General features: G+C 73.4%; 20 protein-coding genes. 11 read left to right on the top strand and 9 right to left on the bottom strand.

Annotation, left to right across the window (positions count from 1 at the left end; genetic code table 11):
* The first annotated feature begins 67 nt into the window (after positions 1–67).
* The 4 genes from ABD330_RS25595 (at position 68) to ABD330_RS25580 (ending at position 4149) form a co-directional block, all read left to right on the top strand.
* Positions 68–199: a DUF397 domain-containing protein gene (locus ABD330_RS25595; RefSeq protein ID WP_344468348.1), complete on the top strand. Its 132-nt coding sequence runs from the start codon at positions 68–70 to the stop codon at positions 197–199.
* Between the two features lie 39 nt (positions 200–238).
* Entirely contained in the window at positions 239–442 is a 204-nt protein-coding gene (locus tag ABD330_RS25590; protein WP_344468346.1) for a DUF397 domain-containing protein, read from the top strand.
* 189 nt (positions 443–631) lie between these two features.
* Positions 632–1972 carry a S53 family peptidase gene (locus tag ABD330_RS25585; RefSeq protein WP_344468345.1) on the top strand — a complete coding sequence of 447 codons (1341 nt, stop codon included), beginning with the start codon at positions 632–634 and terminating at the stop codon, positions 1970–1972.
* A 200-nt stretch (positions 1973–2172) separates the two neighbouring features.
* On the top strand, positions 2173–4149 hold the full coding sequence (locus tag ABD330_RS25580) for an Ig domain-containing protein (protein ID WP_344468344.1): 1977 nt from the start codon (positions 2173–2175) through the stop codon (positions 4147–4149).
* A 92-nt stretch (positions 4150–4241) separates the two neighbouring features.
* Here the strand turns inward: ABD330_RS25580 and ABD330_RS25575 are convergent, their stop codons facing one another.
* From ABD330_RS25575 to ABD330_RS25565, 3 genes are read right to left on the bottom strand one after another with little or no spacing between them, the layout of a single operon-like run.
* Entirely contained in the window at positions 4242–5126 is an 885-nt protein-coding gene (locus ABD330_RS25575) for a YhjD/YihY/BrkB family envelope integrity protein (protein WP_344468343.1), read from the bottom strand.
* A gap of 30 nt (positions 5127–5156) precedes the next feature.
* Entirely contained in the window at positions 5157–5861 is a 705-nt protein-coding gene (locus tag ABD330_RS25570) for a potassium channel family protein (RefSeq protein ID WP_344468342.1), read from the bottom strand.
* Positions 5862–5915: 54 nt separating this feature from the next.
* Positions 5916–6299, bottom strand: a complete 384-nt coding sequence (locus tag ABD330_RS25565) for an SHOCT domain-containing protein (protein WP_344468341.1) — start codon at positions 6297–6299, stop codon at positions 5916–5918.
* Positions 6300–6458: 159 nt separating this feature from the next.
* Here ABD330_RS25565 and ABD330_RS25560 point away from each other — a divergent pair, with 159 nt between their 5' ends.
* A complete protein-coding gene (locus ABD330_RS25560) occupies positions 6459–7880 on the top strand; it encodes a DUF2252 domain-containing protein (protein WP_344468340.1) in 1422 nt (473 codons plus the stop codon).
* A 68-nt stretch (positions 7881–7948) separates the two neighbouring features.
* Here the strand turns inward: ABD330_RS25560 and ABD330_RS25555 are convergent, their stop codons facing one another.
* A complete protein-coding gene (locus ABD330_RS25555) occupies positions 7949–9274 on the bottom strand; it encodes a chloride channel protein (RefSeq protein WP_344468339.1) in 1326 nt (441 codons plus the stop codon).
* A gap of 276 nt (positions 9275–9550) precedes the next feature.
* Here ABD330_RS25555 and ABD330_RS25550 point away from each other — a divergent pair, with 276 nt between their 5' ends.
* Complete coding sequence (locus tag ABD330_RS25550; RefSeq protein WP_344468338.1) at positions 9551–10852, top strand: hypothetical protein; 1302 nt, start codon at positions 9551–9553, stop codon at positions 10850–10852.
* 21 nt (positions 10853–10873) lie between these two features.
* Here ABD330_RS25550 and ABD330_RS25545 read toward each other — a convergent pair whose 3' ends face one another.
* The 3 genes from ABD330_RS25545 to ABD330_RS25535 form a co-directional block, all read right to left on the bottom strand.
* Positions 10874–12526, bottom strand: a complete 1653-nt coding sequence (locus tag ABD330_RS25545) for a beta-1,3-glucanase family protein (RefSeq protein ID WP_344468337.1) — start codon at positions 12524–12526, stop codon at positions 10874–10876.
* A gap of 381 nt (positions 12527–12907) precedes the next feature.
* A complete protein-coding gene (locus ABD330_RS25540) occupies positions 12908–14935 on the bottom strand; it encodes an NHL repeat-containing protein (protein WP_344468336.1) in 2028 nt (675 codons plus the stop codon).
* A 338-nt stretch (positions 14936–15273) separates the two neighbouring features.
* Positions 15274–16779 carry a purine-cytosine permease family protein gene (locus ABD330_RS25535; protein ID WP_344468335.1) on the bottom strand — a complete coding sequence of 502 codons (1506 nt, stop codon included), beginning with the start codon at positions 16777–16779 and terminating at the stop codon, positions 15274–15276.
* 349 nt (positions 16780–17128) lie between these two features.
* On the opposite strand from ABD330_RS25535, the gene ABD330_RS25530 reads away from it, so the two are divergent.
* Positions 17129–18100, top strand: a complete 972-nt coding sequence (locus ABD330_RS25530) for a hypothetical protein (RefSeq protein ID WP_344468334.1) — start codon at positions 17129–17131, stop codon at positions 18098–18100.
* A gap of 117 nt (positions 18101–18217) precedes the next feature.
* Here ABD330_RS25530 and ABD330_RS25525 read toward each other — a convergent pair whose 3' ends face one another.
* On the bottom strand, positions 18218–19312 hold the full coding sequence (locus ABD330_RS25525; RefSeq protein ID WP_344468333.1) for a hypothetical protein: 1095 nt from the start codon (positions 19310–19312) through the stop codon (positions 18218–18220).
* Between the two features lie 483 nt (positions 19313–19795).
* Positions 19796–22666 (bottom strand): hypothetical protein, encoded by a 2871-nt coding sequence (locus ABD330_RS25520; protein ID WP_344468332.1) that lies wholly within the window; start codon positions 22664–22666, stop codon positions 19796–19798.
* A 148-nt stretch (positions 22667–22814) separates the two neighbouring features.
* On the opposite strand from ABD330_RS25520, the gene ABD330_RS25515 reads away from it, so the two are divergent.
* The 4 genes from ABD330_RS25515 to gap all read left to right on the top strand — a co-directional run bounded on the left by ABD330_RS25515 (position 22815) and on the right by gap (position 26097).
* A complete protein-coding gene (locus tag ABD330_RS25515) occupies positions 22815–23048 on the top strand; it encodes a dTMP kinase (RefSeq protein ID WP_344468331.1) in 234 nt (77 codons plus the stop codon).
* Positions 23049–23082: 34 nt separating this feature from the next.
* Positions 23083–23928: an STAS domain-containing protein gene (locus tag ABD330_RS25510; RefSeq protein ID WP_344468330.1), complete on the top strand. Its 846-nt coding sequence runs from the start codon at positions 23083–23085 to the stop codon at positions 23926–23928.
* Between the two features lie 106 nt (positions 23929–24034).
* Positions 24035–24991 (top strand): GlxA family transcriptional regulator, encoded by a 957-nt coding sequence (locus ABD330_RS25505; protein ID WP_344468329.1) that lies wholly within the window; start codon positions 24035–24037, stop codon positions 24989–24991.
* A 107-nt stretch (positions 24992–25098) separates the two neighbouring features.
* A complete protein-coding gene (gene gap / locus ABD330_RS25500; protein ID WP_344468328.1) occupies positions 25099–26097 on the top strand; it encodes a type I glyceraldehyde-3-phosphate dehydrogenase in 999 nt (332 codons plus the stop codon).
* Positions 26098–26124: the final 27 nt, after the last annotated feature.

The following is a 26124-nucleotide window of genomic DNA, read 5'->3' as shown; positions in this document are numbered from 1 at the left end:
ACAGCAGCCTCGGCTACCGCAGTCCCGCCGAGTACGAGAGCGTCCTCGCGGTCTGACCACCACACCGATGGTGTCCGTCAAAGCGGAGCAAGCTCACCGTGACTCGAAGGACCCTGCCGGTCCGGCGTTGGTCTTCTCGCGGGATGCCTGGACCGCCTTCGCCCGAAGCGTTGCGGGCGGCGAGTTCGGCGACGTCTGACCCATGCAGATCGGCGAGACCAGACTGAAGGGAACTGACGTGACCGAGCCCGTATGGTTCAAGTCCTCGTACAGCAGCAACGGCGGCGCCTGCGTTGAGGTGGCCACCAACCTCGTTGGCGCTCAAGCCATCGTCCCCGTCCGTGACTCGAAGGACCCCGGCGGTCCGGCGCTGGTCTTCTCGCGGGATGCCTGGACTGCCTTTGCCCGAAGCGTGGCGGTCGGGGAGTTCGGCGACGTCTGACCGTGCAGGCCGGTGAGGCCCAGCTGCTCCTTCCTCGGGGTGGCTGGGCCTCGGTGCATCCGCTGCCGCGCGCACAGCGCCCCGTACTGGCTTGATCTGCCCTCTCGTCACGGCGCCATCGCGCCTCCTAGGGTGAGTTCTTGTCCTGACCTCGTCATCACGAGCACCCACTCCCAGAGGGGCCCCGAAGTGCTGCTGACCGCACGTCTGCGACTCGCCATCACCGCTGCCGCCGGCGCCCTCGCGCTGGCCGCTGTGCCGGCGGTGCCCGGCGCCGTACTCCCGACCACCGTGCACGCCGCACCTCCGCACGCCGCAGGCGCACCGCACGCGGGCGCCACCCCGATGCGGGCCTTCGCGCGGGCCTCGGCGAGTGACCCGGTGCTGGCCGCGCCGATCTCCACCAGCGACTGCGTGGCCCAGCTCGGCCGGGCCTGCTACTCGCCGCTCCAGTACGTCTCGGCGTACGATCTCGCGCCGCTCCACCGCGCGGGGATCACCGGCAAGGGCCGGACGATCGTGATCGTCGACTCCTACGGGTCGCCGACGATCCAGCACGACCTCGACGTCTACTCGGCGTACTGGGGCCTGCCGAGCAGCCAGGTCGAGGTGGTGAAGTGGGGTCAGGTCCCGGCCTTCGACCCGAAGAACGCCGACATGGACGGCTGGGCGGGCGAGAGCACCCTGGACGTCGAGGCCGCCCACGCCGTGGCGCCGGACGCGCACATCGTGCTGTTGGAGACCGGGGTCTCCGAGACCGAGGGCCCGGTCGGCGTGCCGGAGATGATGAGCGGCATCAACCACCTGGTCGACGCGGGCCACGCGGACGTCGTCTCGATGAGCTGGGCCACCAGCGAGGCGGAGTTCCCGGGCTTCGACGTGGGCGACTACACCAGCCTCACCACGCTGCGCTACGCCTTCGTCAACGCGGCCCGGCACGGGGTCACGCTCACCGCCAGCTCCGGTGACGGCGGCGGCCAGTCGACCCGGCTGGACGCGGCCTGGCCGGCCGGTGACCCGCTGGTCACCGCCGTCGGCGGTACCGAACTGCACCTGGACGACCAGGGTGTGCGGACCGCGCCGGACTCCGCCTGGTCGGGCAGCGGCGGTGAACTGTCCAAGGTGTTCGCCCGGCCGGGCTACCAGGGCGCGGTCCGTTCGGTGGTCGGCGCGCACCGCGGCACCCCGGACGTCAGCATGGCGGGATCGCCGAACGGCGCGCTCTGGCTGTACTCCAGCTTCGATCCGGCCAACACCGGCTGGACCGCCGACGGCGCGGGCACCAGCGAGTCCTCGCCGCTGTTCGCGGGTGTCGTCGCGCTGGCCGACCAGGCGGCCGGCCGCCGGCTCGGCGTGATCGACAACGACCTCTACCGGCTGTACGCGGCGCACTCGGCGGGGATCACCGACGTGACCACCGGGTCGACCGGTGCCGGCGGCTACACCGCGGGCCCGGGTTACGACCAGACCACCGGCGTCGGCACCCTCGACGCCGCCGTACTCGTCCGCGCCCTCGCTCACGGGCACTGACCCCTCCCAGCCCGTCAGTTGACGCTCGATCAGAACCGGTCCGCCCTACGGCGGGCCGGTTCTGGCGCGTCCGCAGGCTTTGTGCAATCTTTGCCAACTCGCCCGGGGTGAAAGATGTGTGACATGTGCAATGGTACAGCGTCCGCCGACCGGACCGACGGGAGCCGCCGCTCCCGCCGAACCCCGAGAAGGGAACCCTTGTGACCGCAGTACCCACGGGCGCGCCGCGCAGGACGAGGCTGCTCGCCTCCGCGCTGCTCTCCCTCGGGCTGGCGCTGACCGGACTCTCCGGCACCGCCAACGCCGCACCGCAGAACGACCCGCAGACCCTGGCGCAGGCCGATTCGGTGTCCGCCCATCCGGCCTCGGCCGGCTGGGTGCAGACCCACGGCGACTGGGTGCAGATCCAGCCCGGACACCCGCACGCCGCCGCCAGCGCCCGCCCGGCGTCGGGCCCGCAGGCCGGGCTGTCGGGCGCGCCGCAGCCCCAGGCCGACCCGGCCCCCGGCCACAACGCCGTGCTGGTCAACAACGACCAGCCGAACATGGCCTACAAGGGCGGGCAGGACTCCGTCGGCGTCACGTCCGGCCCGCCGAGGGTCTACGTCATCTACTGGGGATCCCAGTGGGGCACGGCCGGGAAGGACGCGGACGGCAACACCACGCTCTCCAACGATCCCGACAACGCCGCCCCATACCAGCAGTCCTTCTTCAAGGGCCTGGGCAGCAACGGCGACGCCTGGAGCGGCGTCCTGACCCAGTACTGCGAGAGCGTCGCCACCGGCAGCGCCTCCTGCCCGGCCGACGCCCCGCACGTCGGTTACCCGCAGAGCGGCGGCGCGCTGGCCGGCGTCTGGGTGGACAACTCCACCGCCGCGCCCCAGCAGGCGACCGAACCGCAGATCGCCGCCGAGACCGCCGCCGCGGCCAAGCACTTCGGCAACACCACCGCCGCACAGAACCGCAACGTGCAGTACGTGGTGACCACGGCCAAGGGCATGGACCCGGACAGCTGGCACGAGCTGAACACCTGGTGCGCCTGGCACACCTTCGAACGCTCCAGCTACGGCACGCTGGCCTACACGATCATGCCGTACCTGACCGACAACAAGTACTGCGGCACCAACTGGATCAACCCGGGCCCGCGCGGCCGGCTCGACGGCTACTCGATCCTGGGCGGCCACGAGTACGCCGAGACCGTCACCGACCAGAACGCGATGGGCGGTTGGATCGACCCGGCGGGCCAGGAGAATGGCGACAAGTGCGCCTGGATCACCCAGGGCACCCCCGGCGGCCTGTTCAACCTCCAGCTCGCCACCGGCGCCTTCGCCGTCCAGACCACCTGGTCCAACGACCAGCACACCTGCTCCGGCTCCCATCCGGTGGTGGCGAACAAGCCGCTGGTGGTGAGCACCATGTGCGACCGCACCGCGCCGCCGGGCAAGCCGGTCGAACTGCCGGTGATCGCCTCCGACAGCGCGTCGGCCAAGCTCAGGTACAGCGCCGCCGGCCTGCCGCGCGGCCTGGCCGTCGACCCGCGCACCGGCGTGATCCGGGGGCGCACCAAGGACACCGGCTACCACGACGTCACCGTGACCGTCCGCGACGGCGCCGGCAACCAGGCTTCGACCCGCTTCTGGTACGGCTTCTTCGCGACCGGTGAGTACGGCTGCCTGGGCATCGAGCAGATCGTCGACCCCGGCTTCGAGGTCCCGGTCGACGCCAAGGGCAACTACCCCGGCTGGTGGTCGCCGTCCGGGCCCGGCATCATCACGCAGTCCACCGCCCACCAGCCGCGCACGGGTGCGGGCTACGCCTGGCTCGGCCACAGCGCCGCCCAGGACGACTCGCTCTCCCAGGGCGTCGAGACCACCCCCGGCTACACCCGGGCCTCGCTCTCGTTCTGGCTGCACGTCGCCTCGGGCAACACCGCGCCCGCGGCGCAGGACACCCTCGCGCTGGAGCTCGACGACCAGTACTCGGGCAAGCGGATCGCCGTGCTGCGGACCTGGTCCAACCTTGACGCCACCGGCGGCTACGTGCCGGTCTCGATCGACCTGACCCCTTACGTGGCCAGTGAGTTCGGCTCCACCGTGATCGTGAAGTTCACCTCGCACGAGACCGGGTCGGCGCAGACCGCCTTCCTGCTGGACGACGCCTCGTTCCACCTGAGCTGACACCGGAGCTCCGATATCAGAGCTCCGATATCCGAGCTCTGACACTTGAGCTCCGACATCTGAGCTCCGATGCCTGCTCGGCACCCTGCCGCTCAGTCCGCCGCCCGGGCCCCGGGCGGCGGATCGTCCTCGTCCGGCGGGGTGCCGAGCAGGTCGGCCAGCGCGGGTTCGTGCGCCAGGACCTGCCCGATGGCGATGGCGAGGGTGACGGCCGTGAAGATCACGATCAGCCAGGAGAACATCGTGAAGACCAGGCCGAACGGCCCGAACTGGGTGATGCTCCGGTTGAGGGCGTGCGGCACGTAGACCTTGGACACCCAGGCGAGGGTGACCAGGGAGACGGCGGTGAGCAGCGCGCCCGGCAGCAGCGGCAGCCAGGCGAGCCGGCCGCCGAGCAGCATGTGCTGGGTCCACCACCACATCAGGGTGCCGCTGAGCAGGGACAGGAAGGTCCCGAGGACCGCGCCGCCGCCGAACCCGGCGTGGATCCGGCCCTGGAAGAGCAGCGCTCCGAGCCAGACCAGCAGCCAGGCGAACCACCGCCAGGCCGCCAGCCGGACACCGGTGTGCGGCAGGTGCCAGGAGCGCTCGCACAGCCGTTGCAGCACCCGGCTGCAGGCTGTGGCGGAGACCAGTGTGACCAGGATGCCGACCGCCCCGCCGGTGCCCACCGCCTCCTGGTCGTCGGAGGCGAAGATGTGCCGGACCTCGTCCAGCGATGCCCCCTGCAGGCCCAGGACCGTCCGCAGCGAGTCGAGCAGGTTGCTGCGGACCGAGTCCGGCGCGAAGGCGGCGATCACGAACAGCACCGGGACGCCGGTCAGGAAGGTCTGGGCGGCCATCCGGGTGGCGGTGTCCAGCACGTTGACCCGGATCAGCTGGCGGGTGAGCCGGCCGATCAAGGGGTGGGCCCTCACAGCGTCGGCCGGCCCGCGCAGCCACCGCTCGACCAGTGCGGACCAGGCCTGCCGGTTCACCGGGCGGACTCGCGCCGGCCGGCCGGGGGGTCAGCCGGGTCCGGCCTCCCCGGGGCCTGCCGCATCCTCGTCATCGTCACGTACCTCCGTCCGCTGGGAGCCCGCGCCTGCTGCCCCCAGGCTGGGCGATGGGAGAGTGCCCGGCATCCCGGACCGCCCCGGCCCGGACACGTCGTCGGCACCGGCCTTCCGTGCCTGCTGGCGCAGGGCGGTCTGGACGGCTCCGACCACGATCCGCGCGGCCACCCCGAGCAGCAGCAGGTCGCCGACCATCTGGACGGTCACCACCGCCCGGGCGGCCTCCGAGTCGGCGGCGATGTCGCCGAAGCCGACCGTGCTGAACACCGTGACGGTGAAGTAGAGGGAGTCCGTCCGGGTCAGCGGCGCGTTGAAGCTGCCCGGTGTGGTCTGGTCCATCAGGTAGTACGCGGCGGCGAACAGCAGCAGGAACAGCGGGACGGTGACGGCGAGCGACTGGACGGCCCTCAGCCGGGGGTGCGGTGACACCACGATCCTCCGGATCTGCCAGCCGAGCAGCAGCACGACGCCTGCCAGGCCGGCCGCCAGGCCGAGGAACGCCCCGTCCGTGAACGACCGGCCCATCGGCACCAGGTAGTACACGGCGACCAGGCCCGCCGTGCTGAACACCGGGTTCAGCACCAGCCGGACGGTGGTCAGCCGGGACGCCGGGCGGCCGGCCGCCCGGCGTGGGCCGGCCGCGTCGGGGTCTCCCACCTGCTTCTCCTGTCGGGTTCTGCGGCCCGGCGGCCGGAACGGGCCGTGCCCGGCTCAGGCGAGGATCTTGGCCTTCGCGCGCTGGTACTCCTCCTCGCTGAGGTGGCCCTGCTCCTTCAGCTGGGCCAGCTTGGCGATCTGGTCGGCCTGGTCGCCCGGCCCGGCGGCGTCCTTGATGTACGAGCGGAAGTCGTCCTCGCGCTCCTGCGCCTGCTTGACCTCGCGCCGCGCCATCGAACCGCCGCGGACGATCAGGTACACGATCACGCCGACGAACGGCAGGAGGATGATGAGGATCATCCAGCCCGCCTTGCCCCATCCGCCCATGTCGTGGCTGCGGATGATGTCGGCGATGATCCGGAACAGCAGCATGATCCAGATGATCCACATGAAGAACCACAGCATCGTCCAGAAGATGTCCAGCAGTGGGTAGTTCATAGCCGGCCTCCGATCGGTCGGCGGTGTCGAACCGCGTGACCGTTCACAAATGCTCTTGGACCCGTCCTACCACCGATGCCCTGGTGCCGCCCGGCCGTGCCTGCCGCCGCTGCCGCCCGGCCCGCCGCGCGTTACGGTCGAAGGGCTGGAGGTGTGGCGATGACTGGGAACACGGCGGTCACGGAGCTGAATGCGCGCTGGCAGACGCCCGAGGAGCGGGCGGCCAGGGGCCGGGCGGGCCGGGCACGGGCGCCCCGGTCGGGCCACGCCGAGTACGAGCCGGCCCCGGACCGGGCGGACCCGGTGGACCTGCTGGAGCGGCAGTCCGCCGCCCGGGTGCAGGAGCTGGTGCCGATCCGCTACGGCCGGATGACGGAGTCGCCGTTCCGGTTCTACCGGGGTGCCGCGGCGATCATGGCAGCCGACCTGGCGGGCACGCCCGTCTCCGGCCTGCGGGCCCAACTCTGCGGCGACGCGCACATGTTGAACTTCAGGCTGCTCGGCTCGCCGGAACGCAACCTGCTCTTCGACATCAACGACTTCGACGAGACGCTGCCCGGCCCGTGGGAGTGGGACGTCAAGCGGCTGGCCGCCAGCCTGGTCATCGCGGGCCGCGAGAACGGCTACGACGACGGGGAGCGCGCCGACGTCGTCCGGGCCGCCGTCCGGTCCTACCGCGAGCGGATGCACGAGTTCGCCGGGATGCGGGACCTCGACGTCTGGTACGCCAAGGCCGACGCCGAACAGCTACAGGTGGTGGCCGACGGCGAGCTGCACAAGCGCGGCCGCAAGCAGCTGGCCGAGGCCCTGGAGAAGGCCCGCACCCGGGACAGTCTGCAGGCCTTCGAGAAGCTCACCCACCTGGAGGGCGGCGAGCGCCGGATCACTGCCACGCCGCCGCTGGTGGTGCCGGTCGCCGACCTGCTGCCGGACCGCGAACGCGGAGAGTTCCAGGAGCGGATCCAGGACCTGATCGAGCGGTACGGCGCCACCCTCCAGTCGGACCGGCAGCACCTGCTCCGGCGGTTCTCCGTGGTGGACATGGCCCGCAAGGTGGTGGGCGTCGGCAGTGTCGGCACCCGCTGCTGGATCGTGCTGCTGCTCGGCCGCGACGGCGAGGACCCGCTGTTCCTCCAGGCCAAGGAGGCCGACGAGTCGGTGCTCGCCCGCCACGTCGGCGCGAGCGAGTACGCCGAACAGGGTGAGCGGGTGGTCTCCGGGCAGCGCCTGATGCAGGCCGCCAGCGACATCTTCCTCGGCTGGGCCGGCGCGCACGGGATCGACGGCCGGGAGCGGGACTTCTACGTGCGCCAGCTGCGCGACTGGAAGGGCATCGCGGAACCCGCGCTGATGGTGCCGCGCGGGATGGCCACGTTCGGCGAGATGTGCGGCGCCACCCTCGCCCGCGCGCACGCCCGGTCCGGGGACCGGATCGCCGTCGCGGCCTACCTGGGGCGCGGCGAGGCGTTCGACCACGCGCTGGTCACGTTCGCCGAGAGCTACGCCGACCAGAACGAGCGCGACTTCCAGGCCCTGGTGGCGGCGGTGAAGTCGGGCCGGGTGCCCGCCGAGGAGGCCTGAGCACCCGCGGGGCGGAGGCCGGGCCGGCCGCGCCCGTCACGCCGACGAGGACCGGCCGGCGGCCGCCGTCACCGCAGCCCGCCGCCGGCCGGTGGGTGCCCCAGCCGGCCGCGCAGCAGCTCCCCGGTGACGAACGCGACGACGGCGGCGATGATCACCAGCGGCATCTGGTCGACCGCGTCCGGGCCGATCAGCAGGACCGTCAGCACGATCGCCGTCACGGGCAGCCGCAGCCCGGCCGCCCCGCCGGCGGCCATCCCGGCGGCCAGCGCGGGCGCCGCCGCGAAGCCCGGCAGTGCGGCGCAGGCCACCCCGGCCGCCGCGCCCAGGAACAGCGCGGGGAAGACCGGGCCGCCGCGCAGGCTCCCGAGCGAGACACCCCAGGCCAGCCCCTTGAACAGGAGCAGCAGCACCAGCACGTGGACGGGCCAGCCGGACGGATCCGCCGCGAGGTCCGCCATGGCCTTCTGCCCGGACAGCGCCGCCTCCTCCGGCGAGCGGCCGGTGATCAGCGCGTACCCGGCGATGCAGGCCCCCACGGCGAGCGCGCAGGCCACCGTCCGCCGGGCGGTGCGTTCGGCCGTCCACCCGCCGACCCGGGAGCCCAGCGTCATCAGGGCCACCACCCCGCACGCGATCAGCGCGGCGAGCGGCACCCCCCACAGGAAGTCGGCCGCGTTCGGCAGCTGGTCCGGCGGCACCGTGGGCAGTGCGAGGGCACCGATGCTCAGCCCCGTCCAGTGGCCGAAGCCGGTGAAGACCAGCGCCCCGACCCCGCTGGACAGCAGGCACGGCAGGATCAGCAGGAACAGCTGCGGCCCGCCGAGCCCGACCGCCTCGATCAGCATCACCGCGGCGACCAGCGGGCTGCCGAAGATGGTGGCGATGGCGGCGGCGGCACCGGCCGTGGAGAGGACGGCGGTCAGCTGCGGGGTCTCGGCCCGGTGGGCGGCGCGTACGGTCAGCAGGGCCAGCCCGCCGCCCAGCGCCATCAGGGGTGCCTCCGGGCCCAGGACGGCGCCCGCGGACAGGGTCGCCAGGGCGGCCAGCACCACCCCGGGCAGTGCGGACGGCAGGATCGGCTCGCCGCCGACGCCCTGGACGGGCAGGTGGCCGCCCCGCCCGGGCAGGCGGGTGACGGCCCAGGCCACCACCACGCCGCCGACCAGCAGCGCGGGCAGCGGCCACCACCACGGCACGGACGCGAACCCGGCCGCGTGCGGCAGGTGCTCCCAGACGCCGTTCTGCGCGGCGTGTTCGAGGGCGACGAAACCGAACGCGGCCAGCGAGACCGGGACGCCGAGCAGCCCCGAGAGCAGCAGCAGCTTCAGGTACCCGGGGGAGCGCAGCTGCCGGTACAGCGCGTCGGCCCCGGAGGGCTGCTCACCGGGCACGGCCGGTACCCGCCGTCCGCCGCAGGCACGGCACCCGGAAGGGCACCGCTCGTCCGGGCACCGCTCGCGCGGACTTGTCGATCACTGGGCGCATTCCACCACGGTGCGAGACGGGCGGGCCCGGCGCACCCGGGGGCGGCGGATGTTCGGCCGAAGGGCTGCCCGGCCAGGGGTTCGCCCGGACAGCCCTCTCCTGCTGCGGGTACCCGCCCCGCGGGGCGTAGATGGAGCGGGAACCGACTCGACCGGGCGCGCGCCGCCCGCTTGGAGATCTTCATGGCCGGTACGGACGAGCAGCCGCCGAAGGCGGGCGGCCGGGCCCGGGCGGCCCGGATCGCGCGCAGCACCGCGTCGGCGGTCCTGCTCTTCCTCACCTGCGTGCTGGTGCCGGTGTCCGTGCTCACGGTCTGGATCCACGACATCGCCCTCGACACCGACCGCTACGTCGCGACCATGGCGCCGCTGGCCCGGGACCGGGCGGTCCAGGACGCGGCCGTCGACCGGATCGCCCGGGCGGTGGACGTCCGGGTCGACGGCCGGCAGGTCGCCTCGGACGTCGCGTCCTGGCTCCAGCAGCACGGCCTGCCGGCCCGCGTCGGCAGCGCCGTCGAGGCGCTCGGGCCGCAGCTGGACGCCGCGGTCAACCAGACCGTCACCTCCGTCGCCGGACGGTTCGTCCGCAGCGACGCCTTCGCCCAGGTCTGGACGAACGGGAACCGGGCCGCGCACAGCGCCGTCGTGTACGCGCTGACCGGCCACGGCCGCGGTGCGCTCGCCGTCACCGACGGCACCGTCACCCTCGACGTGGGCGCGGCGGTCGACCAGGTCAAGGCGCAGCTGGTGGCGGCCGGGCTCTCCCCGGCGGCCAAGATCCCCTCCGTCGACCGGCAGATCGTGCTGTTCCAGTCCGACCAGCTGGCCAAGTTCCGTTCGGGCGCGCACCTGCTGGACCTGCTGGGCAACTGGCTGCCGGTGATCACCGCCTTGGTGGGCGCGGTGGGTGTCCTGCTCGCCCACCGGCGGCGGCGTGCCCTGGCCGCGGTCTCCTGGGGCGCCGCCGCCGGCTGCCTGGTGATCGTCATCGCGCTGGCCGCCGCCCGGCACTACTACCTGGACCACCTGCCCGCCCAGGTCCAGCCGCCCGCTGCCGCCGCCGTCTTCGACACGCTGCTGCGCTTTCTCAAGGTCAGCCTGCGGATGGTGCTGGTGCTGGCCGTGGTCGTCGCCCTCGGCGCGTACCTGACCGGACCGGGACGGCTGCCCCGCGCGGTACGCCGCACCGCCGACCGGGGCGCGGACGCCGCCGCGGGCTGGGGCGCCGCGCACGGGGTCCGCACCGGGCCGGTCGGCCGTTTCACCGCCGCCCGACGCCGGCTGCTCACCGGCGGGGTGCTGGCCGTGCTGGCCGTGGTCTTCGCCTGGTGGGACCACCCGACCGCCTGGGTGGTCCTGCTGCTGGTGCTGATCCTGCTCGCGGTCCTGCTGGTCCTGGCCCTGCTCGCGGCCTCGGGCCGGACGGACCCGCCCGACGAGCCGCTGCCCGACGAGCCGCTGCCCGACGAGCCCGCCGGGGAGTGAGACCCGCCCGGACCGAGGTGCTCAACCTGCGGCGAAGATGAACCAGTTGAGGTTCACGTAGTCGGCGGGTTGGCCGCTGGTGAAGGTGAGGTAGACGGTGTGGACGCCGGTGGTGCGGGCGATCGTGGCGGGCACGGTGGTCCAGCTCTGCCAGCCGCCCGTCGCCGCGAGGGCGAAGCTGCCGACGGGCGGGGCGGTCGGGCTGTCCAGCCGGACCTCGACCAGGCCGCTCACGCCCGCGGGCGCGCCCGAGGCCACCCGGGCCGTGAACCGGGTGGCGCCCGTCGCCCCGAAGTCGATGCCGGCGTAGCCGAGCCAGTCGCCGTCGGCGATCCAGCCGACGTCCTGGCCGCCGCCCACGTCCTGGCACGCCTCGGTCCGGGTACCCGACTGGGAGGTGTACGCCTCCGCCTGGAGCGTGCCGTAGGCGCTGCCGCCGCCCGGCGGCGGCGGGTTGCCGGAGCCTGCGGCCGCCCCGACGGTGATGGTGAACAGGGTCGGGGCGGAGGACTGGACCTTGCCCTCGAAGTCGACGCCCGCCGGGTGCACGTCGTCGTAGGGGAACGCGTAGCCGAGGTGGTCGGGCGTGGTCGCGTGCAGGATGCGTGCGTAGTGGTTGGTGCGGGCCTGGGTGTAGAAGGCGGCCGGGTTCTCGCCGTCGGGCTGGTCCGGATCGGCCAGCAGTGTCGTGCGGTTGAACGCTGCGGCCAGGCGCGCGCTGAGGTTGCCCATCTCGTCGTTGCCCGTGGTGAAGGGCGCGGCGCTGCAGTTGAAGACGGCGGCGGTGGACGGTCTGGCGAAGCTCCCCACCCCGGGGAACGTCAGCACGCCTCCGGACACCCGCCCGCTGACGGTGCCCCAGGTGTACTGGGTGTCGATCACCAGGTCGGTGCCCTGGTACTTCTGCCAGACCTGGTCGATGTAGGGGTCGAGGTACCCGGCGAAGAGCGAACTGTCCGACCCGATGGCGAGGTTGGGACTGAGAACGCGCAGGTTCTTCCCCGACGGGTCCTGGACGATCAGCTTCGCCCAGTCGCCGCCGTCCGCGGCCGCCTGCGCGCGCAGGGCGGCGCAGACCGAGTCGAGCCCGCCGGCCGGCAGGCCCTGGACCGTCTGGGTGCCTTGGGAGGTCTGCAGCTCGAAGGAGATGGGGACCGAGACGAAGTCCACGAAGCTGATGTTGGCGTAGAGCTGGCTCTGGTCGTAGGTGAACTCGCAGAAGCCGTAGGCCGTGGCGGTGTTGGGGTCGCTCGGGTTGCTCACCGACGGCATGGCGATGCCGGGGCCGGGGTTCACCAGGAACACCAGCTTGCCGCCGACCGAGAAGTAGATCCGGCCGCTGGCCAGGTGGGGCAGCGAGATCGTGCGGGGCGCCGCTCCGGCGGGCGGCAGGGCGATCGCGCAGTCGGCGCCGAGCGCGGCCCCGGGGGCCGGGGGCGACGGCGGGTGGTAGAGCGTGCGGCCGTCCGCCTGGAGGAAGGCCCAGGTGTTGCCCTGGGCGGGGTCCAGCCCCAGGACGTACGCGTAAACGGTGTCCGAGGAGGTGCTGTTGGCCAGGTTCACGCTGAGCGTGGCCGGTGTGGCGGCCATGGCACCGCGCTCGCGGGCGGTGAGCAGGATCGGGGCCGCGAGGGCGGCTATCGAAGCGCCGATCAGGGTCCTGCGTGCGATCACGGAGTGCTCCTGGGGGAGGCGGCGGTGCGTGCGGCAGGGGGCGCGGTGGCGGGTCGGCCGTGGTGCGGCGGCCGTCGCGGGGCGGCGCTTCAGGGTCCAGTTGGTCTGCCACTCTGGCCAGTTGGCGTGCTTAAGTCAAGAGGTGTGGCACGGCTCCCCGTTCGAGGTGCTGAGCCGTTGATTCCTTGAACGCCGGGAGCGGAGCTGGGGTGGGGGCCGCTCCCGGCGTTCACCGCTGCCGCCTCAGTCCTTCGGGACTCCTCAGGGTGGTAGAAGCAGCAGACCCTTGGTCACTTCCAGCTGGGGGATGGGCACTTGTACGAAAGGCCGACACATCGCGAGATCGTTCATGAGTTGGCGCCATCGGGAGGATCCGTCGGCTCAGGGCTGCCGGGGGGCGCCGTTCAGGGGTGTCCGGACCGGGGCGGCGAGGCCGACGAACACCACCACTTCGTGACCGCCCGGATTGGTCTGGAACGGCACGGTCTGCCAGTTGTTGGCGAGCCACACGTTGCCGGACGGGTCGATCTGGACACCCGTGTTGCGCTCCAGGCCGTTGCTGGAGTAGCCGGTTCCGGGCGGTGAGATGGGCTGCCCGGTCCGGTAGCCCGGCGGGCAGGACGACAGCCGGGCGCCGCAGAGCTGGGCCAGCCGGTGTCCGCCGAAGTTCGAGACCCAGACGGTGTCGTCGCCGTCCACCGCGACGCCCCAGGGCAGGACGAGCCCGTCGTTGGTGAAGGGAGCGTCGGGGGTCGTGCCGTCGGCCCGGACCATGGTGACCGACGCACCGGGCGCCCGACGCGGCTCGTCGGTGACCGCGGCCGCCAGGTCGGCCTGGGTGCCGTCCTCGCAGGGCACCGGCAGGATCCCGCTGTTGGCCACCCAGACGTTGCCCAGGCTGTCCGAGGCGACACCGAGCGGCCGGCTGATGCCGCCCCCGGTCACCGAGCGGACCGGTTCGCCGGCGGGGGAGAGCTCCAGGACGTTGTCGCTGCCGTTGCCCGTCACCCACACCTGGCCCGCCGGGTCGACGGCGGTGCCGAAGGGCTTCACCAGGTCACCGTCGGGCGGGCTGATCTCCCGTGCCTGCTCCGGCCGCCCCTGCGGGAACAGCGTCACGCTGCGTCCGCCGCAGTTGGCGGTCCAGATGTTCCCGGCCCGGTCCGCGGCCACGCCCTGGGGCTGCACCACACCGCCGGACGTCCAGCCGCTCGCGGGCGACAAGGCCGTACCGTCCGGACCGAACTGCGAGACGCTCCGGTAGAGCGGGCTCGGGTCGGTGGCGCACTCGGAGCCCTGGAAGCCGAAGTTGGCGACCCAGGCGTTGTTCCCCGGATCCACGGCGATCCCGAAGCCCGCGCCGTACAGGCCGCCGCCGGAGTAGGGCGCGCCGGGCGCGTCCTGCCCGGTCGGGGTCAGCTTCAGTACCTTCCCGCTCCCGCAGACCGAGGCGTGCGGGTCCGGGTCGAACTCGTAGTTGTTCGTCACCCAGGCGTTGCCGTCCGCGTCGAACGCCAGGTTGCCGGGGCCGTCGAGCTCGTGGCCGTTGCCGACGTAGCGCAGGGCCAGCGTCCAGGCGTCGGGCGCCGTCGGCAGGGCGGGCAGGTACAGCGGCTCGGCGGTCGACAGCGCGAAGAGCTCGGCCACCCGGTTGCCGGGCGCGCGAGCGATGCCGACCGCCGCCTCGAAGGTGTTCCGCGGCGTCGGGCCGCCGGGCCGCCGGGCCAGGTCGAACAGCGCGTTGCAGGTCTGCCCGTCGACGCAGTCGGCGAGTACGTCGGCCAGCGAGTTGAAGGCGGCCAGGGTCGAGGTCTGCGCGCCGTTCGGCGGCTGCGCGAGCAGCCGGGCGACGTCCCCGGTGGCGGGGTCGGCGAGGTTGTGCGAGATCGCCGCGGCGTTCTGCAGCCCCGGCGCGGTACCCGCGATCCCGGCGCCGTCGCTGAACCGGGCCATCGCGTACGCCGCCGCCACGGTGGTGCGCTCGTTGACGACCACCGGCGGCAGGTCGCGCGCGGGACCGAGCACGGTCGTCAGCCTGACCGGCGCCGACGCGGGTGCGGGTGCAGGCGCTGAGGATCGCGCCGCGCGCCCGTCCGGGCGGGGCCCGGAGTCGGCGGTCAGGTACAGCACCGCGCGTGGATCGGCGGGCCTGCGGTAGGTCAGCCGGAACGTGCCGTCCGTACCGCTGCGGGCCCGCGCCAGAGTCCGTGGCACGGCCCCCGGCCGGTCGCCCGCCTGTTGGAGTGTCACCTCGGCGCCGCCGATGGGGGACTCCCCGCTGCGGACGGTGCCGCACTGCTCGATCCGGTCACTCGCCTGCGGCCCGTCGGCCGCACCCGCGAAGGATCCGGCGGCGGACAGGTAGACGAGCGCGGCCGCAAGCAGCAGGGCACTCCGGCAGCGACGCATGTCGGGTCCGTTCATCGGCGGGGGAGGGACGGGCCGTCCTGGCCGGGACAGGCATCCGGAGGCAGGGCGGCACAGGAACCGTTCCACACCACCGGCGCACCGGGAGCGGGACACCACCCGGGCCGCTCCGGGATTCCCCGGATCAGGTGACGGCGTACACCCTTCCGGTGCCCGGCCCGGCCCGGCCCGGGCACCGGCCTCCGGCCCGTCGTCAGCAGCCGCAGTGCGACCGGTGCGGATCGCCCCCGCGCTGAGCGCGGCGGTGACGTAGCCGTCGTTCCCGAAGGTGGTGATCACCACGACCTTCGGCGGCTCGGCCGACGCGGCCAGCAGCTGCGTCAGAGGCGGGCGGTGACCTGCTCGACGCGCTCGGCCTGCTCGGCCCGGGGGCCGGCGGTCTCCTCGGCGGTTTCCTGGGTGGTGGCGGAGGTGTTCTCCCGGGGGACGGGGAGTACGGCCATGATCACGCCGGAGATCACGATGGTCGCCGCCCAGGCGAGCCCGTACCGGCCGATCGGAGTGCCGGAGAGCGGGCCGGCGAACCAGTCGCACTTGGTGAAGGCGAGCCCGGTCAGCAGCGCCAGCACCCAGGACACCATCGCCTGCCAGCAGAAGCCGCCCACGTACCAGTACCGGCTGGTCCGGCCGGTGTCCATCAGCGCGGTGGCGTCGTAGCGCACCGCGCGCGACCGGCGTCGGAACATGTCCACGGCGTAGACGCCGATCCAGGCCGAGAAGGAGACGGCGAGCAGGATCAGGAAGGTGATGAAGGAGCCCAGGAAGCTCGTGGCGACGAGCATCAGCAGCAGGCCGCCGACCAGCGAGATCACGGCGTTGATGCTCACGGCCATGGCGCGCGGCAGCTTCACGCCCATGGTCTGGGCGGTGAAGCCGGCCGAGTACATCGACAGGCTGTTGATCAGCAGCATGCCGACGATCGCGGTCAGCAGGTACGGCACGGCCAGCCAGGTCGGCAGCAGGTCGCCGAGGAAGGAGACCGGGTCCGAGGCGTGTGCCAGGCCCGGCGAGGCCACCGCCATCACGGCACCCATCAGCACCATGGGCACCATCACCAGGCCGGCGCCGGAGACCGTCACGCCGACGATCTTCCTGCCGGAGGCGGCGTGCGGCAGGTAGCGGGCGAAGTCCGGGCCGGTGGGGACCCAGCTGATGCCGCCGGCGGCGATGGTCCCGATGCCGGCGATCATCATCGCGGTGGTGCCCGCGGGCTTGGCGAAGACCTCGCTCCAGTTCATGGTCGCGACCAGGTAGCCCAGCACCAGGACGCTGAAGACGCCGAAGAGGTAGGTCGACCAGGTGTTGCAGACGTTCAGCGCTTTCCGGCCGAGGCCCGAGACCAGGAACGTACAGGCGACGAAGACGAAGAGCGTGACGACGATCAGCGCGGTGTTGCTCTTGACGCCGAAGAGCAGGTCCAGCACGGTCAGTACGGCGTACGCGCCGGTGACGGCGTTGATCGTCTCCCAGCCGAACCGGGCGACCCAGAGGATCGCGCCGGGGAGGAGGTTGCCGCGCACCCCGAAGGTGGCCCGCGAGAGCGTGGCACCCGGCGCCCCGCCCCACTTCCCGGAGACCGACAGCAGGCCGACCATGCCGAAGGAGGCGGTCGCGGCGCACGCCGCGACGATCAGGACCTGCCAGAAGTTCAACTGGTTGAACACCACCAGGGCCGCACCCATGGTGAGGAGCAGGACGCTGATGTTCGCAGCGACCCAGGTCGGGAAGAGCTCGCGGACTCTGCCGTGGCGCTCGTGGTCCGGGACAGGTTCGATACCGCGGGTCTCTATCGCGCCGTCGGTGTCGGCGGTGGACAGGTTGTCCATGAAGGTTGGCTCCGGGCGTGTGAAGCGGGAGATGAATTCGGGCATATAGCACATTTATGTAAGTCTTCGCGCGTAGCGCACGAGTTGATCCATCCTACTTTGCTCCGGATACTCCCTGATTGACGCCATTGCTCACCGGAGTGCCGGAAGGGCGGATACGGGTGCGCGCCGGGTGGAAGCCCCTCGAAGACGCGGAGAGGACGCGGAGAGGACGCGGAGAGGACGCGGGGAAGACGCGGAAAAGCCCACGCGCGAGGTCGTCACGCGGCGGTGGATCTCGGCTAGGCTCGCGCGGCGTTCAGCCCTGGACGCGCGTTGCCGACTGCGATCTCCGATGGGAGGCCATGGCTTGGCACCCGGTCCCACCGAACCCGATACCGTCCCGGCGCGCACCGAGCTCGACCGTCTGCTGGCGTCCGGACCGTTTCCCGCCGCACTGCGGGCCGCGATCCGGGCCAGCGGCCTGGGCCTGGACCGGATCCGCCACCGGCTGCGTTCGCGCGGCGCGTCGGTCAGCCTGGCCAGCCTGAGCGGCTGGCAGTCGGGACGGCACCAGCCCGAGAGCGCCGCCTCCCTGGAGGCCGTCACCGCCCTGGAGGAGATCCTCGGCGTCGAGAGCGGAGCCCTGCGCGCACTGCTGGGTCCACGGCGTCGACGCGGGCGGCGGGCCGCGCCGAGCCCGTTGCTGGAACGCGCCGACTTCTTCGAAGACGACGAGTCGGTGGTCGACGCCCTGCGCCAGTTCGACGTGGACGGTGACGGCTCGCTGCTGCGGCTGTCGATGCACAACCGGGTCCGGGTCGGGCGGAACAGGCGTGTCCGCAGCCTCTGGAACCGCACGGTGCTCCGCGCCGCCGCCGACGGTCCGCGCGGGTTCGTCGTGGTCTACGACGCCGAGCCGGCCGGTGCCATCGCGATCCGCCCGCTGCGCGGTTGCGTGCTCGGCCGCACGGTCGTCGACCGCCGTGCCAGGGTCGTCGTCGCGGAGCTGCTGTTCGGACACGCGCTGCGGTGCGGTGACATCGTGGTGATGGAGCACGCGGTCGACTTCCCGTCCCCGTTCCCGCCGGACCAGTTCTGGGAGACGCGGATGACCGGTCCGGTCCGTGAGTGCGTGCTCGAAATCGAGTTCACCCGCCCTGTACTGCCCGCCCGCTGCGTGCAGTTCGAGTCCTCGGCGCCAGCAGCGGCGGCGGGCCGGGAGCGGGTGATCGCGCTGGACGGGTTCGGCCGCGCCTGCACCGTCGGACTCGACCTCGACCCCTGCCGCTTCGGCGTCCGTTGGGAGTGGCCGGGCAGCCCGGCGCGGGTCAGGGGGTGACCGGTCGGCGGTGACCGGTCGGCGGGTGGGCGTGGGCGCACGTCCGCCCCGGACTCGCAGAGCGAGCCGGGGCGGACGCCGACGACAACGGTGCGCCGGCCGGGTGGGCCGGGTGGGTCAGCTGACGGTCGAGTGGGTCAGCGCGCAGGCGTTGGTGTCGTTGGACCAGCTGCCCTGCTCGGTGTAGGTGCCGTTGCCCATCTGCACGTTGCCGGCGCCGCCGGTCACGCCCTTGAGCCAGGCGCACTCGTCCGCGTTCTCCGCGCCGCTGGTGTGGTTGGTCCAGCCGCCCGCCGGGTTCTGGTCGGTGATGGTCTCGGAGTACTCGTGTCCGAGGGTCATCGTCCAGCCGTCGAGGGTGCCCGCGCTGCCGGAGTTGAGGAAGCCCACGCCGCAGCCGGCGCCGGAGTCCATGTTGTACGGCTGGTTGCTGAAGGCGATGTCGCCGTACGGGGAGGTGACGGCGCCGCCGGTCAGGGTGGAGTCGCCGTTGTAGTCGTGCCAGGCGCAGTACTGGCCCTGGTAGCTGTCCGGGTTGGTGCCGTGGGGGGAGACGATCACGTAGTACGCGTACCGGTTCGCCGCCGCGGAGGTGTTGCCGAAGTGTGCGGCGGCCTTGACCGCCTCCAGGCCGAGCTGGTGGCCGCTGGCGGCGGCCGGCGAGGCCGCGGAGTTGTCGTACCAGGCGCCGGCCAGCACCCCGCCGGTCGGGTACGGCACGTGGGCGGCCCCCGCCGGGCACGTGATGGCGTTGGTGGCCACCAGCGAGCCGTCGCAGTACTGGGTCATGGTGCCGGACCACTTCTCGCTGCCGGTCCCGATGCCCTTGAACATGTTCTGGGCGACCGGCGCGCCGCCGTCGGGGTCGTTGCTGAAGGTCAGGTTGCCGTTGGCGTCGGTGCCGCTGGTACCCCACTGCGAGCCGTAGAACACCACGTACACCTTCGGGTGGCCGCTCATCACGCCGATCCCGTCGATGCCGCCGCCGTAGGACAGCGTGTTGGCCGAGCGGCGCGACGGGCTCTGGGCGGCCGCCGCACGGGCGTTGGCGACCGTCGGCAGGGCGCCGTGCCGGTGCGCGTTCACACCCGGCGCCGCGGTGGCGGCCGAGGAGATCGTCGGGCTGACGGCGAGCAAGGCGACGCCGAGGGCGGCGGCGACCGAAGCCCGGACGGTGCGACGGCGGACGGTGGGGGTCGTCCCGTGGTTCATGCGATGTCCTCTCGGGTTCGAGAAACCCGGCGGAGCCCGGGGGATGTCGGGCCGCCGGTCGGTTCGCGGAACTGCTCGCCGGGACCGGCCGGTTGGTCCTTCCGGCCGACCTGTCGCGAACATGGTGGGAAGCTAGCAGCGGGCTCCGCTCGCGGACAATGAACCTCGGGCGCGGCCCCGTCCACGGCCGCTGCCGCCCTTGCCGCTCCTGATGTCACGGCCCGTGCTCGCGCGCGTCCCTCCTTGCCGGAACGCCGCTCCTGCGCTATGCCGCCCTCGGTCCGACGGGTCGGCCGAGGCCGTACCGGCCCGGGACGGGCCCGCGACGGGCCCGCGAGGTGTCCACGCACGGTGATCGGGGGGTGGAGGTTTTCAGGGGAAGAGCAAGAAATCCCCGATTAACGGAGTCTGACGGAACACCGGACGCGGCTGCCCAGGACGGCCGGCCGCCCGCTCAGCCGCCCAGCGCGCCCGGCCGCCCGCTCAGGGGAGCAGGACACCGGCCCTGGTGGCCGGAGTGCCGTCCGCCTCCAGGCCGTACGTCCAGTGGCCCGGGTCCCCGTGCCGTGTTCCGTCGGCCCGCAGGACCCGGAGCAGGCCCTCCCACGCCTCGGTGTCACCCGCGTCCACCGCGTGGCCGTACGCCCGCTGCGCACCGACCCGGTCCCCGTCCTTCTCGTGGAGCCTGCCCAGCAACGCCCAGGCCGCCGTGTCCCCGAGCTCCGAGCCGCAGCGGTACGCCCGTTCGGCGGCCGCGGGATCCTCGTGTTCGCGGACCCGGCCGAGGGCCGTCCAAGCGCCGGTGCCGCCCGCGGCGACGGCCCTCAGCACGGCCCGCTCCGCACCGGCGGCGTCACCGGCCCGCTCGCGTATCCGCGAGAGCGCGGCCCAGGCCTCCGGGTCGCTGTGCTCGGCCGCCCGGGTCGCGGCCCGGTCCGCGCCGTCGTGATCCCCCGCGTGCTCCCGGAGCCGGGCCAGGACGGTCCATGCCTCCGTGTCACCGGTACGTGCCGCACCGGCCGCCGCACGGTCGGCCGCCGCGTGGTCCCCGGCCCGCTCCCGGAGCCGGGCCAGTTCCGCCCACGCGTCGGCGTCGCCCACCCGCGCGGCCCGCTCCGCCGAGGCGTCCGCCCCCGTGCGGTCGCCGGCCGCCTCCCGCAGCCTGGCGACCTGGCCCCACGCGGTCGCGGCACCGAGCCCGGCGGCTCTGCGGTACGCGGTCTCCGCCCCGGCCGGGTCCGCTCCCGATTCGCGCAGCCGGGCCAGCACGCTCCAGCCCTCGGCGGCCCCGGCCTCCGCGGCCCGCTCGGCGGCCGCCTCGGCCCCGGCGCCGTCGTCCGCCTCCCAGCGGAAGCGGACCAGGTCCGCCCACAGGGTGGCGGCACCGACGGCGGCGGCCTCCACGCAGGCGAGTTCCGCGGCGGCCGGGTCGCCGCTGCTCCGGTACACCCGCGAGAGCCCGGTCCACGCCCAGGCCTCGTCGGCCCAGGCCGCCTCCTGGTAGGCGCGCACCGCGCCCGCGTGATCGGCGGCGTGCTCCCGGAGCCGGGCCAGCGTCATCCACGCCTGGGGGTGGCCGTCGGAGAGCGCCCGGGACGCCAACTCCTCGGCCCCCGCCCGGTCCTGGCGCTGCTCGCGGATCCTGGCCAGGGCGGCCCAGGCGAGCGGATCCCCGGCGGCGGCCGCCACCGCGTAGGCCTGTTCGGCGCGGGCGCCGTCGCCCGCCGCCTCGCCGGCCATGGCCAGCAGTGTCCAGGCACGGGAGTCCGCGGCCGCCGCCCGCTCCGCCCCCTCCCGGTCGCCGAGTTCCGCCAGCAGGACGGCCAGGGCCGCCCGGGCCGGCCCGCCGCCCGACTCGGCGGACCGCCGGTAGAGGCGGAGGGCATGGCCGTAGCGACGGCGGTCCCGGGCCGAACCGCCCACGGCAGCCAGGTCGTCGGCGTTGCGGGCGTGGCGGGCCACGGCCTCCCAGAGGGTCGCGGGCGGACAGAGATGGCCGCGCCGCTGCTGGAGATGCAGGTCGAGGTAGTCGGCGACGCGGTAGCCGTCCGCCTCCCCGAGGCCGGGTGCTTCGCGGACGGCCACCAGGGCGGCGAGTCCGCTGTGGCCGTTCTCGTCGGCCGGGCGGCAGAGCGAGTCGACGGCCGTCGCGAGCCAGCCGTCGCCGGTCACCCGCGCGGAGCCGGGCAGGTAGCCGCCGACGGCCTCGGTGAGCAACTCCGCCGACAGCGGCCCGGCGTGGCCCATCCGCCGCGCGTCGGCGGCGGCGCTGATCAGCGCGTGCTCGATCTCCGTGAAGAAGTGACCGGGGCCCTGCTCGTAGCGGCGCACCAGGGCCGGTCCACCGGTGAGGTGTTGCAGGACCCGGCCGTCCGCGGCCGAGGCGCGCAGGGCGGTTGCCAGGCGGGGGTCGCGGGCGGCTTTCTCGGTGAGCTCGGTGAGGTGCCCGGCCATGTTGTCCGCGACGTCGACTTCCGCGCGCCAGGAGTCCAGCAGAGCCCGTACCTGGAAGCGTTCGTCGCCGACCGGGCCGGCCGGGGCGGCCAGCCGTCTCAGGTGGTCGGTGCGCATGGTGCCGATCACCACGAGCGGTACGACCTCCTCCAGCAGGGTGGCCAGGGCGGTGGCGACCTCCTCCCCGCTCCCGCCGTCCAGACAGCGGGACATGTCGTCGAGCCAGATCACCGAACGGGCCTGGACGGCATCGTCGGCGATCAGGGCCAGCAGTTCGTCCGGCCCCCGGCCGGGGACCAGCAGGGGCCAGTCCGGTACGGCGTCCAGAACCGCTTGGTGGGCCGCCCTGGTCCGGCCCGAGCACGGAGCCCCGACGAGCACGGCGAGGACGGACCGCTGCTTCGCGGCGGCGGGCCGCAGGCGCTCCCGCAGCACCAGGTCGTGCGTACGGACGACGTACTCGGTGAGCGTTCCGGGGTCCGTGCCGTCGGCGGTGACCGCCCTGCGCACGCCCAGTCTCATCGGGTCCCACTGCCGGACGGTGCGCAGCGGGGACTGCCGGGCTTCGCTCGCCCCGACCCACAGGGTACGGACGGCCGCCATCGTCTCGGCGGGCGGCCGGCCGGCCTGTTCGGCGAGCACGGCGGCGACGGACACCGCGTCCTCCTGCCCCGACAGGGCGCCGCCACCGAGGAGCCGTCCGACGGTGTCCTTGCGCGGGGCGCCCGGCAGGTCCCGTTCGCCGACGAGTTGGGCGATCCGCTCCAACGAGGGGGCGCCCGCCTCCAGATACAGCCGGTGGAGGTACTGCTTGAACTCGCGCAGCGGGCCCGGCGGCACGCGCGGCGGCGGCACCTGCCGGGCCTTGCCCGCGGTACCGCGCCCTTCGTCGCTTCCCATCGCACTCTCCCCCCGCGCCGCCCCGGTCTTCTCGCGGCCCGGTCGCACCATGTCGCACGCGCGCGGCCGCCCGGGTCACCTGCTCCATTGTGGAGCCGGCCGGGAGAGAACCCGACGCCGACCCGCGACCGCGCCCCTGGAGGCCGAAGTGCCCATGCTGCCCATCCCGTTGACCGGCAAGCTGTTCGACGCGGTCCGCGTCGTCGCCGTGGTCGCGCTGCTGATGCCGCCGCTGCTGCTCGCCGCCGTCGCCAGCCTTCCGGCGCTGGCCCTGCTGCCCTTCCTCCCGGGCGGGGATCTCCGCGCCGAGCGGATGATGCGGCAACTCATGCTCTGGACGAGCAGGTTGCTGGCTGTAGGGCGCGTCGGCGGCTCGGCGTAGGATCCTCCCAGCCACCGTGGACGGAGAGAAAGCCGTGGAGACGATCACCACCGCCTGCAAGTGCCTCACGATCTCGTACGAGCACATCTCCGCCAAGACCACCGTACTGACGGTCGTCGGCGGGTTCGACGTCTACACCAGCCCGACCTTCCGTGCGGTGATCCTCGATGTGATCAGCCAGGGACACGTCCAGCTCATCGTCGACCTCAAGGGCTGCGACTTCATGGACAGTACGGGCACGGGGGTGCTGGTGGGCGCCCTGAAACGGACGCGTGCGCTGGGCGGCGGGGTGGCCTGCACGGGGCCCGACCGGGCAGTGATGAAGATGTTCCGCATCACCGGACTGGCGAAGGTCTTCCCGTTCTACGACTCGGTCGCCCAGGCGGAGGAGCGCCTGCTCCTGTGGGCGGTCGGCGCCGGCGTCGCGGTTGAGGCCGGCCCGGTCCTGCTCGGCCACCCCGCGAGCGGCGACCGCCCCCCGGGCGGCCCGGCCTCGCCCGGCCACCCCGCGAGCTGCCCCGGCCTGGACCTGGTCTGCGTGGAGGAGGCGGGGGAGTCCGCGAAGAGCGCCCTCCTCACACTCTCCGGCTGCCTCGACCGGGAGTCGGCGAAGCGCCTGCGCGCCGAGATCCGTGCGCTCAGCGAGCGGGGCCGTACCCATCTCGCCGTGGACCTGAACGGCGTCACGTTCCTGGAGGGCCCCGGGGCGGGCGCACTGGTCGGCGGGCTGAGGCTGCTGCGGGGCGAGGGCGGCACACTCACGCTCGCGCTGGCCGAATCACCCCTCCTGAAGGTCTTCCGCACCCTCGGGCTGGTCAAGGTCTTCGAGATACACGACGCCGCACCCGAGGCGCTGCGGTCGTTGGCCTGCGCCGCCTAGCCGGGGTGCGCCTCCGGGTGTGACCGGGGGCGCTCCCGGCGCGGCCCCCGCCCGCCGCCCTTCGACGCGTTTCGGTGACCGGGGAACGCCGGATACCCTCGTCAGCGTGTCTGTCCAGCCCCTGCATCGCGTCGCCGTCCTCGTGCTCGAAGGAGCCAAGCCGCTCGATGTCGGAATTCCCGCCCAGGTGTTCACGACCCGCGCGAGCATGCCGTACGAGGTGCGGGTGTGCGGTGCGGTCCCCGGGCTGGTGGCCGGCGGCGACGGCCTGTCGTACCACGTCGCACACGGCCTCGAAGCGATCGCCTGGGCGGACATCGTCTTCGTCCCCGGCTACCGCTTCCCCGACCGCGAGGACCCGCCGCCGGCCGTCGTCGAGGCCCTGATCGCCGCCCACGCTCGGGGCGCCAGGCTCGCCGCCATCTCGACCGGTGCCTTCGCGCTCGCCGCGACGGGCCTGCTCGACGGCCGGCGCGCCACGACGCACTGGCACTACGCGCGGGCCCTGGCGGCCAAGCGTCCGCTGATCCGGGTCGACGAGAACGTCCTGTTCGTCGACGAGGGCAGCGTGCTGACGTCGGCCGGCGCGGCCTCCGGCCTCGACCTGTGCCTGCACATCCTGCGCCGCGATCTGGGGGTGGCCGCCTCCAACCACGCGGCCCGGCGTCTGGTCGCGGCCCCCTACCGCAGCGGCGGGCAGGCGCAGTACGTGCCGCGCAGCGTGCCGGAGGCGCTCGGCGAGCGCTTCGCCGCCACCCGTGAGTGGGCGCTGCACCGGCTCGGCGACCAGCTCACCCTGGAGGTGCTCGCCCGGCACGCGGCGGTGTCGCCGCGCACACTCTCGCGGCGCTTCGTCGAGGACACGGGCTACACGCCGATGCAGTGGGTCATGCGGGCGCGCATCGACGTCGCGCGGGAGCTGCTCGAACGGTCGCAGCTGAGCGTCGAACAGATCGCCGCCGACGTCGGCCTCGGCACGGGTACGAATCTGCGGCTGCACTTCCAGCGCATCCTGGGGACCACACCGAGCGAGTACCGGCGCACCTTCGCCCAGGGCGAGTAGCCCGCTGATCCAACCTGGCACGATCCTTTCGGACCCTGGCGATCATGCCGCTGTCACCGGCGGACGCCGTACGCGAGCCTGGTGGTGAACCCGAAAGGACACCACTCATGACTCGTATCGCCATCAACGGATTCGGCCGCATCGGCCGCAATGTGCTGCGCGCGCTGCTCGAACGCGACAGCAAGCTCGAGGTCGTCGCCGTCAACGACCTCACGGAGCCCGCTGCCCTCGCACACCTGCTGGCGTACGACACCACGGCCGGCCGGCTGGGCCGCCCGGTGACCGTCGAGGGGAACGTCCTGGTGGTCGACGGCCGCCGCATCACCGTGCTCGCCGAGCGCGAGCCGGCGCAGCTGCCGTGGGCCGAGCTCGGCGTCGACATCGTGCTGGAGTCCACCGGCCGCTTCACCTCCGCCACGGCGGCCCGGGCCCACATCGCGGCCGGCGCGAAGCAGGTGCTCGTCAGCGCGCCGGCCGACGGCGCCGACGTCACGCTCGCGTTCGGGGTCAACACCGACGCGTACGACCCGGCCGCGCACACGGTCGTCTCCAACGCCTCGTGCACGACCAACGCGCTCGCCCCGCTGGCCGCGGTGCTCGACGAACTGGCCGGCATCGAGCACGGCTTCATGACGACGGTGCACGCCTACACGCAGGAGCAGAACCTGCAGGACGGCCCGCACCGCGACCCCCGCCGCGCCCGCGCCGCCGGCGTCAACATCGTGCCGACCACGACGGGTGCTGCCAAGGCGATCGGCCTGGTGCTGCCGAACCTGGAGGGCAAGCTCTCCGGCGACTCGATCCGGGTGCCGGTCCCGGTGGGGTCGATCGTCGAGCTCAACACGACCGTCGCCCGTGACGTGACCCTCGAGGACGTGCTGGCGGCGTACCGCGCCGCCGCCGAGGGCCCGCTCGCCGGTGTCCTCGAATACTCGGAGGCCCCGCTGGTCTCCGCCGACATCACGGGCAACCCGGCCTCGGCGATCTTCGACTCGGCCCTCACCCGCGTCGACGGCCGGCACATCAAGGTCGTCGCCTGGTACGACAACGAGTGGGGCTTCTCGAACCGTGTGATCGACACGCTCGAACTCATCGCCGCCGGCTGACCAGGAACACCACGCGGAGCCGGCGCC

The sequence above is a fragment of the Kitasatospora kazusensis genome (assembly GCF_039529945.1).
In the GTDB taxonomy this organism is placed as follows: Bacteria; Actinomycetota; Actinomycetes; order Streptomycetales; family Streptomycetaceae; genus Kitasatospora; species Kitasatospora kazusensis.
Note: the sequence above shows the minus strand (reverse complement) of the source record. Positions and strands in the feature narration are given on the sequence as shown.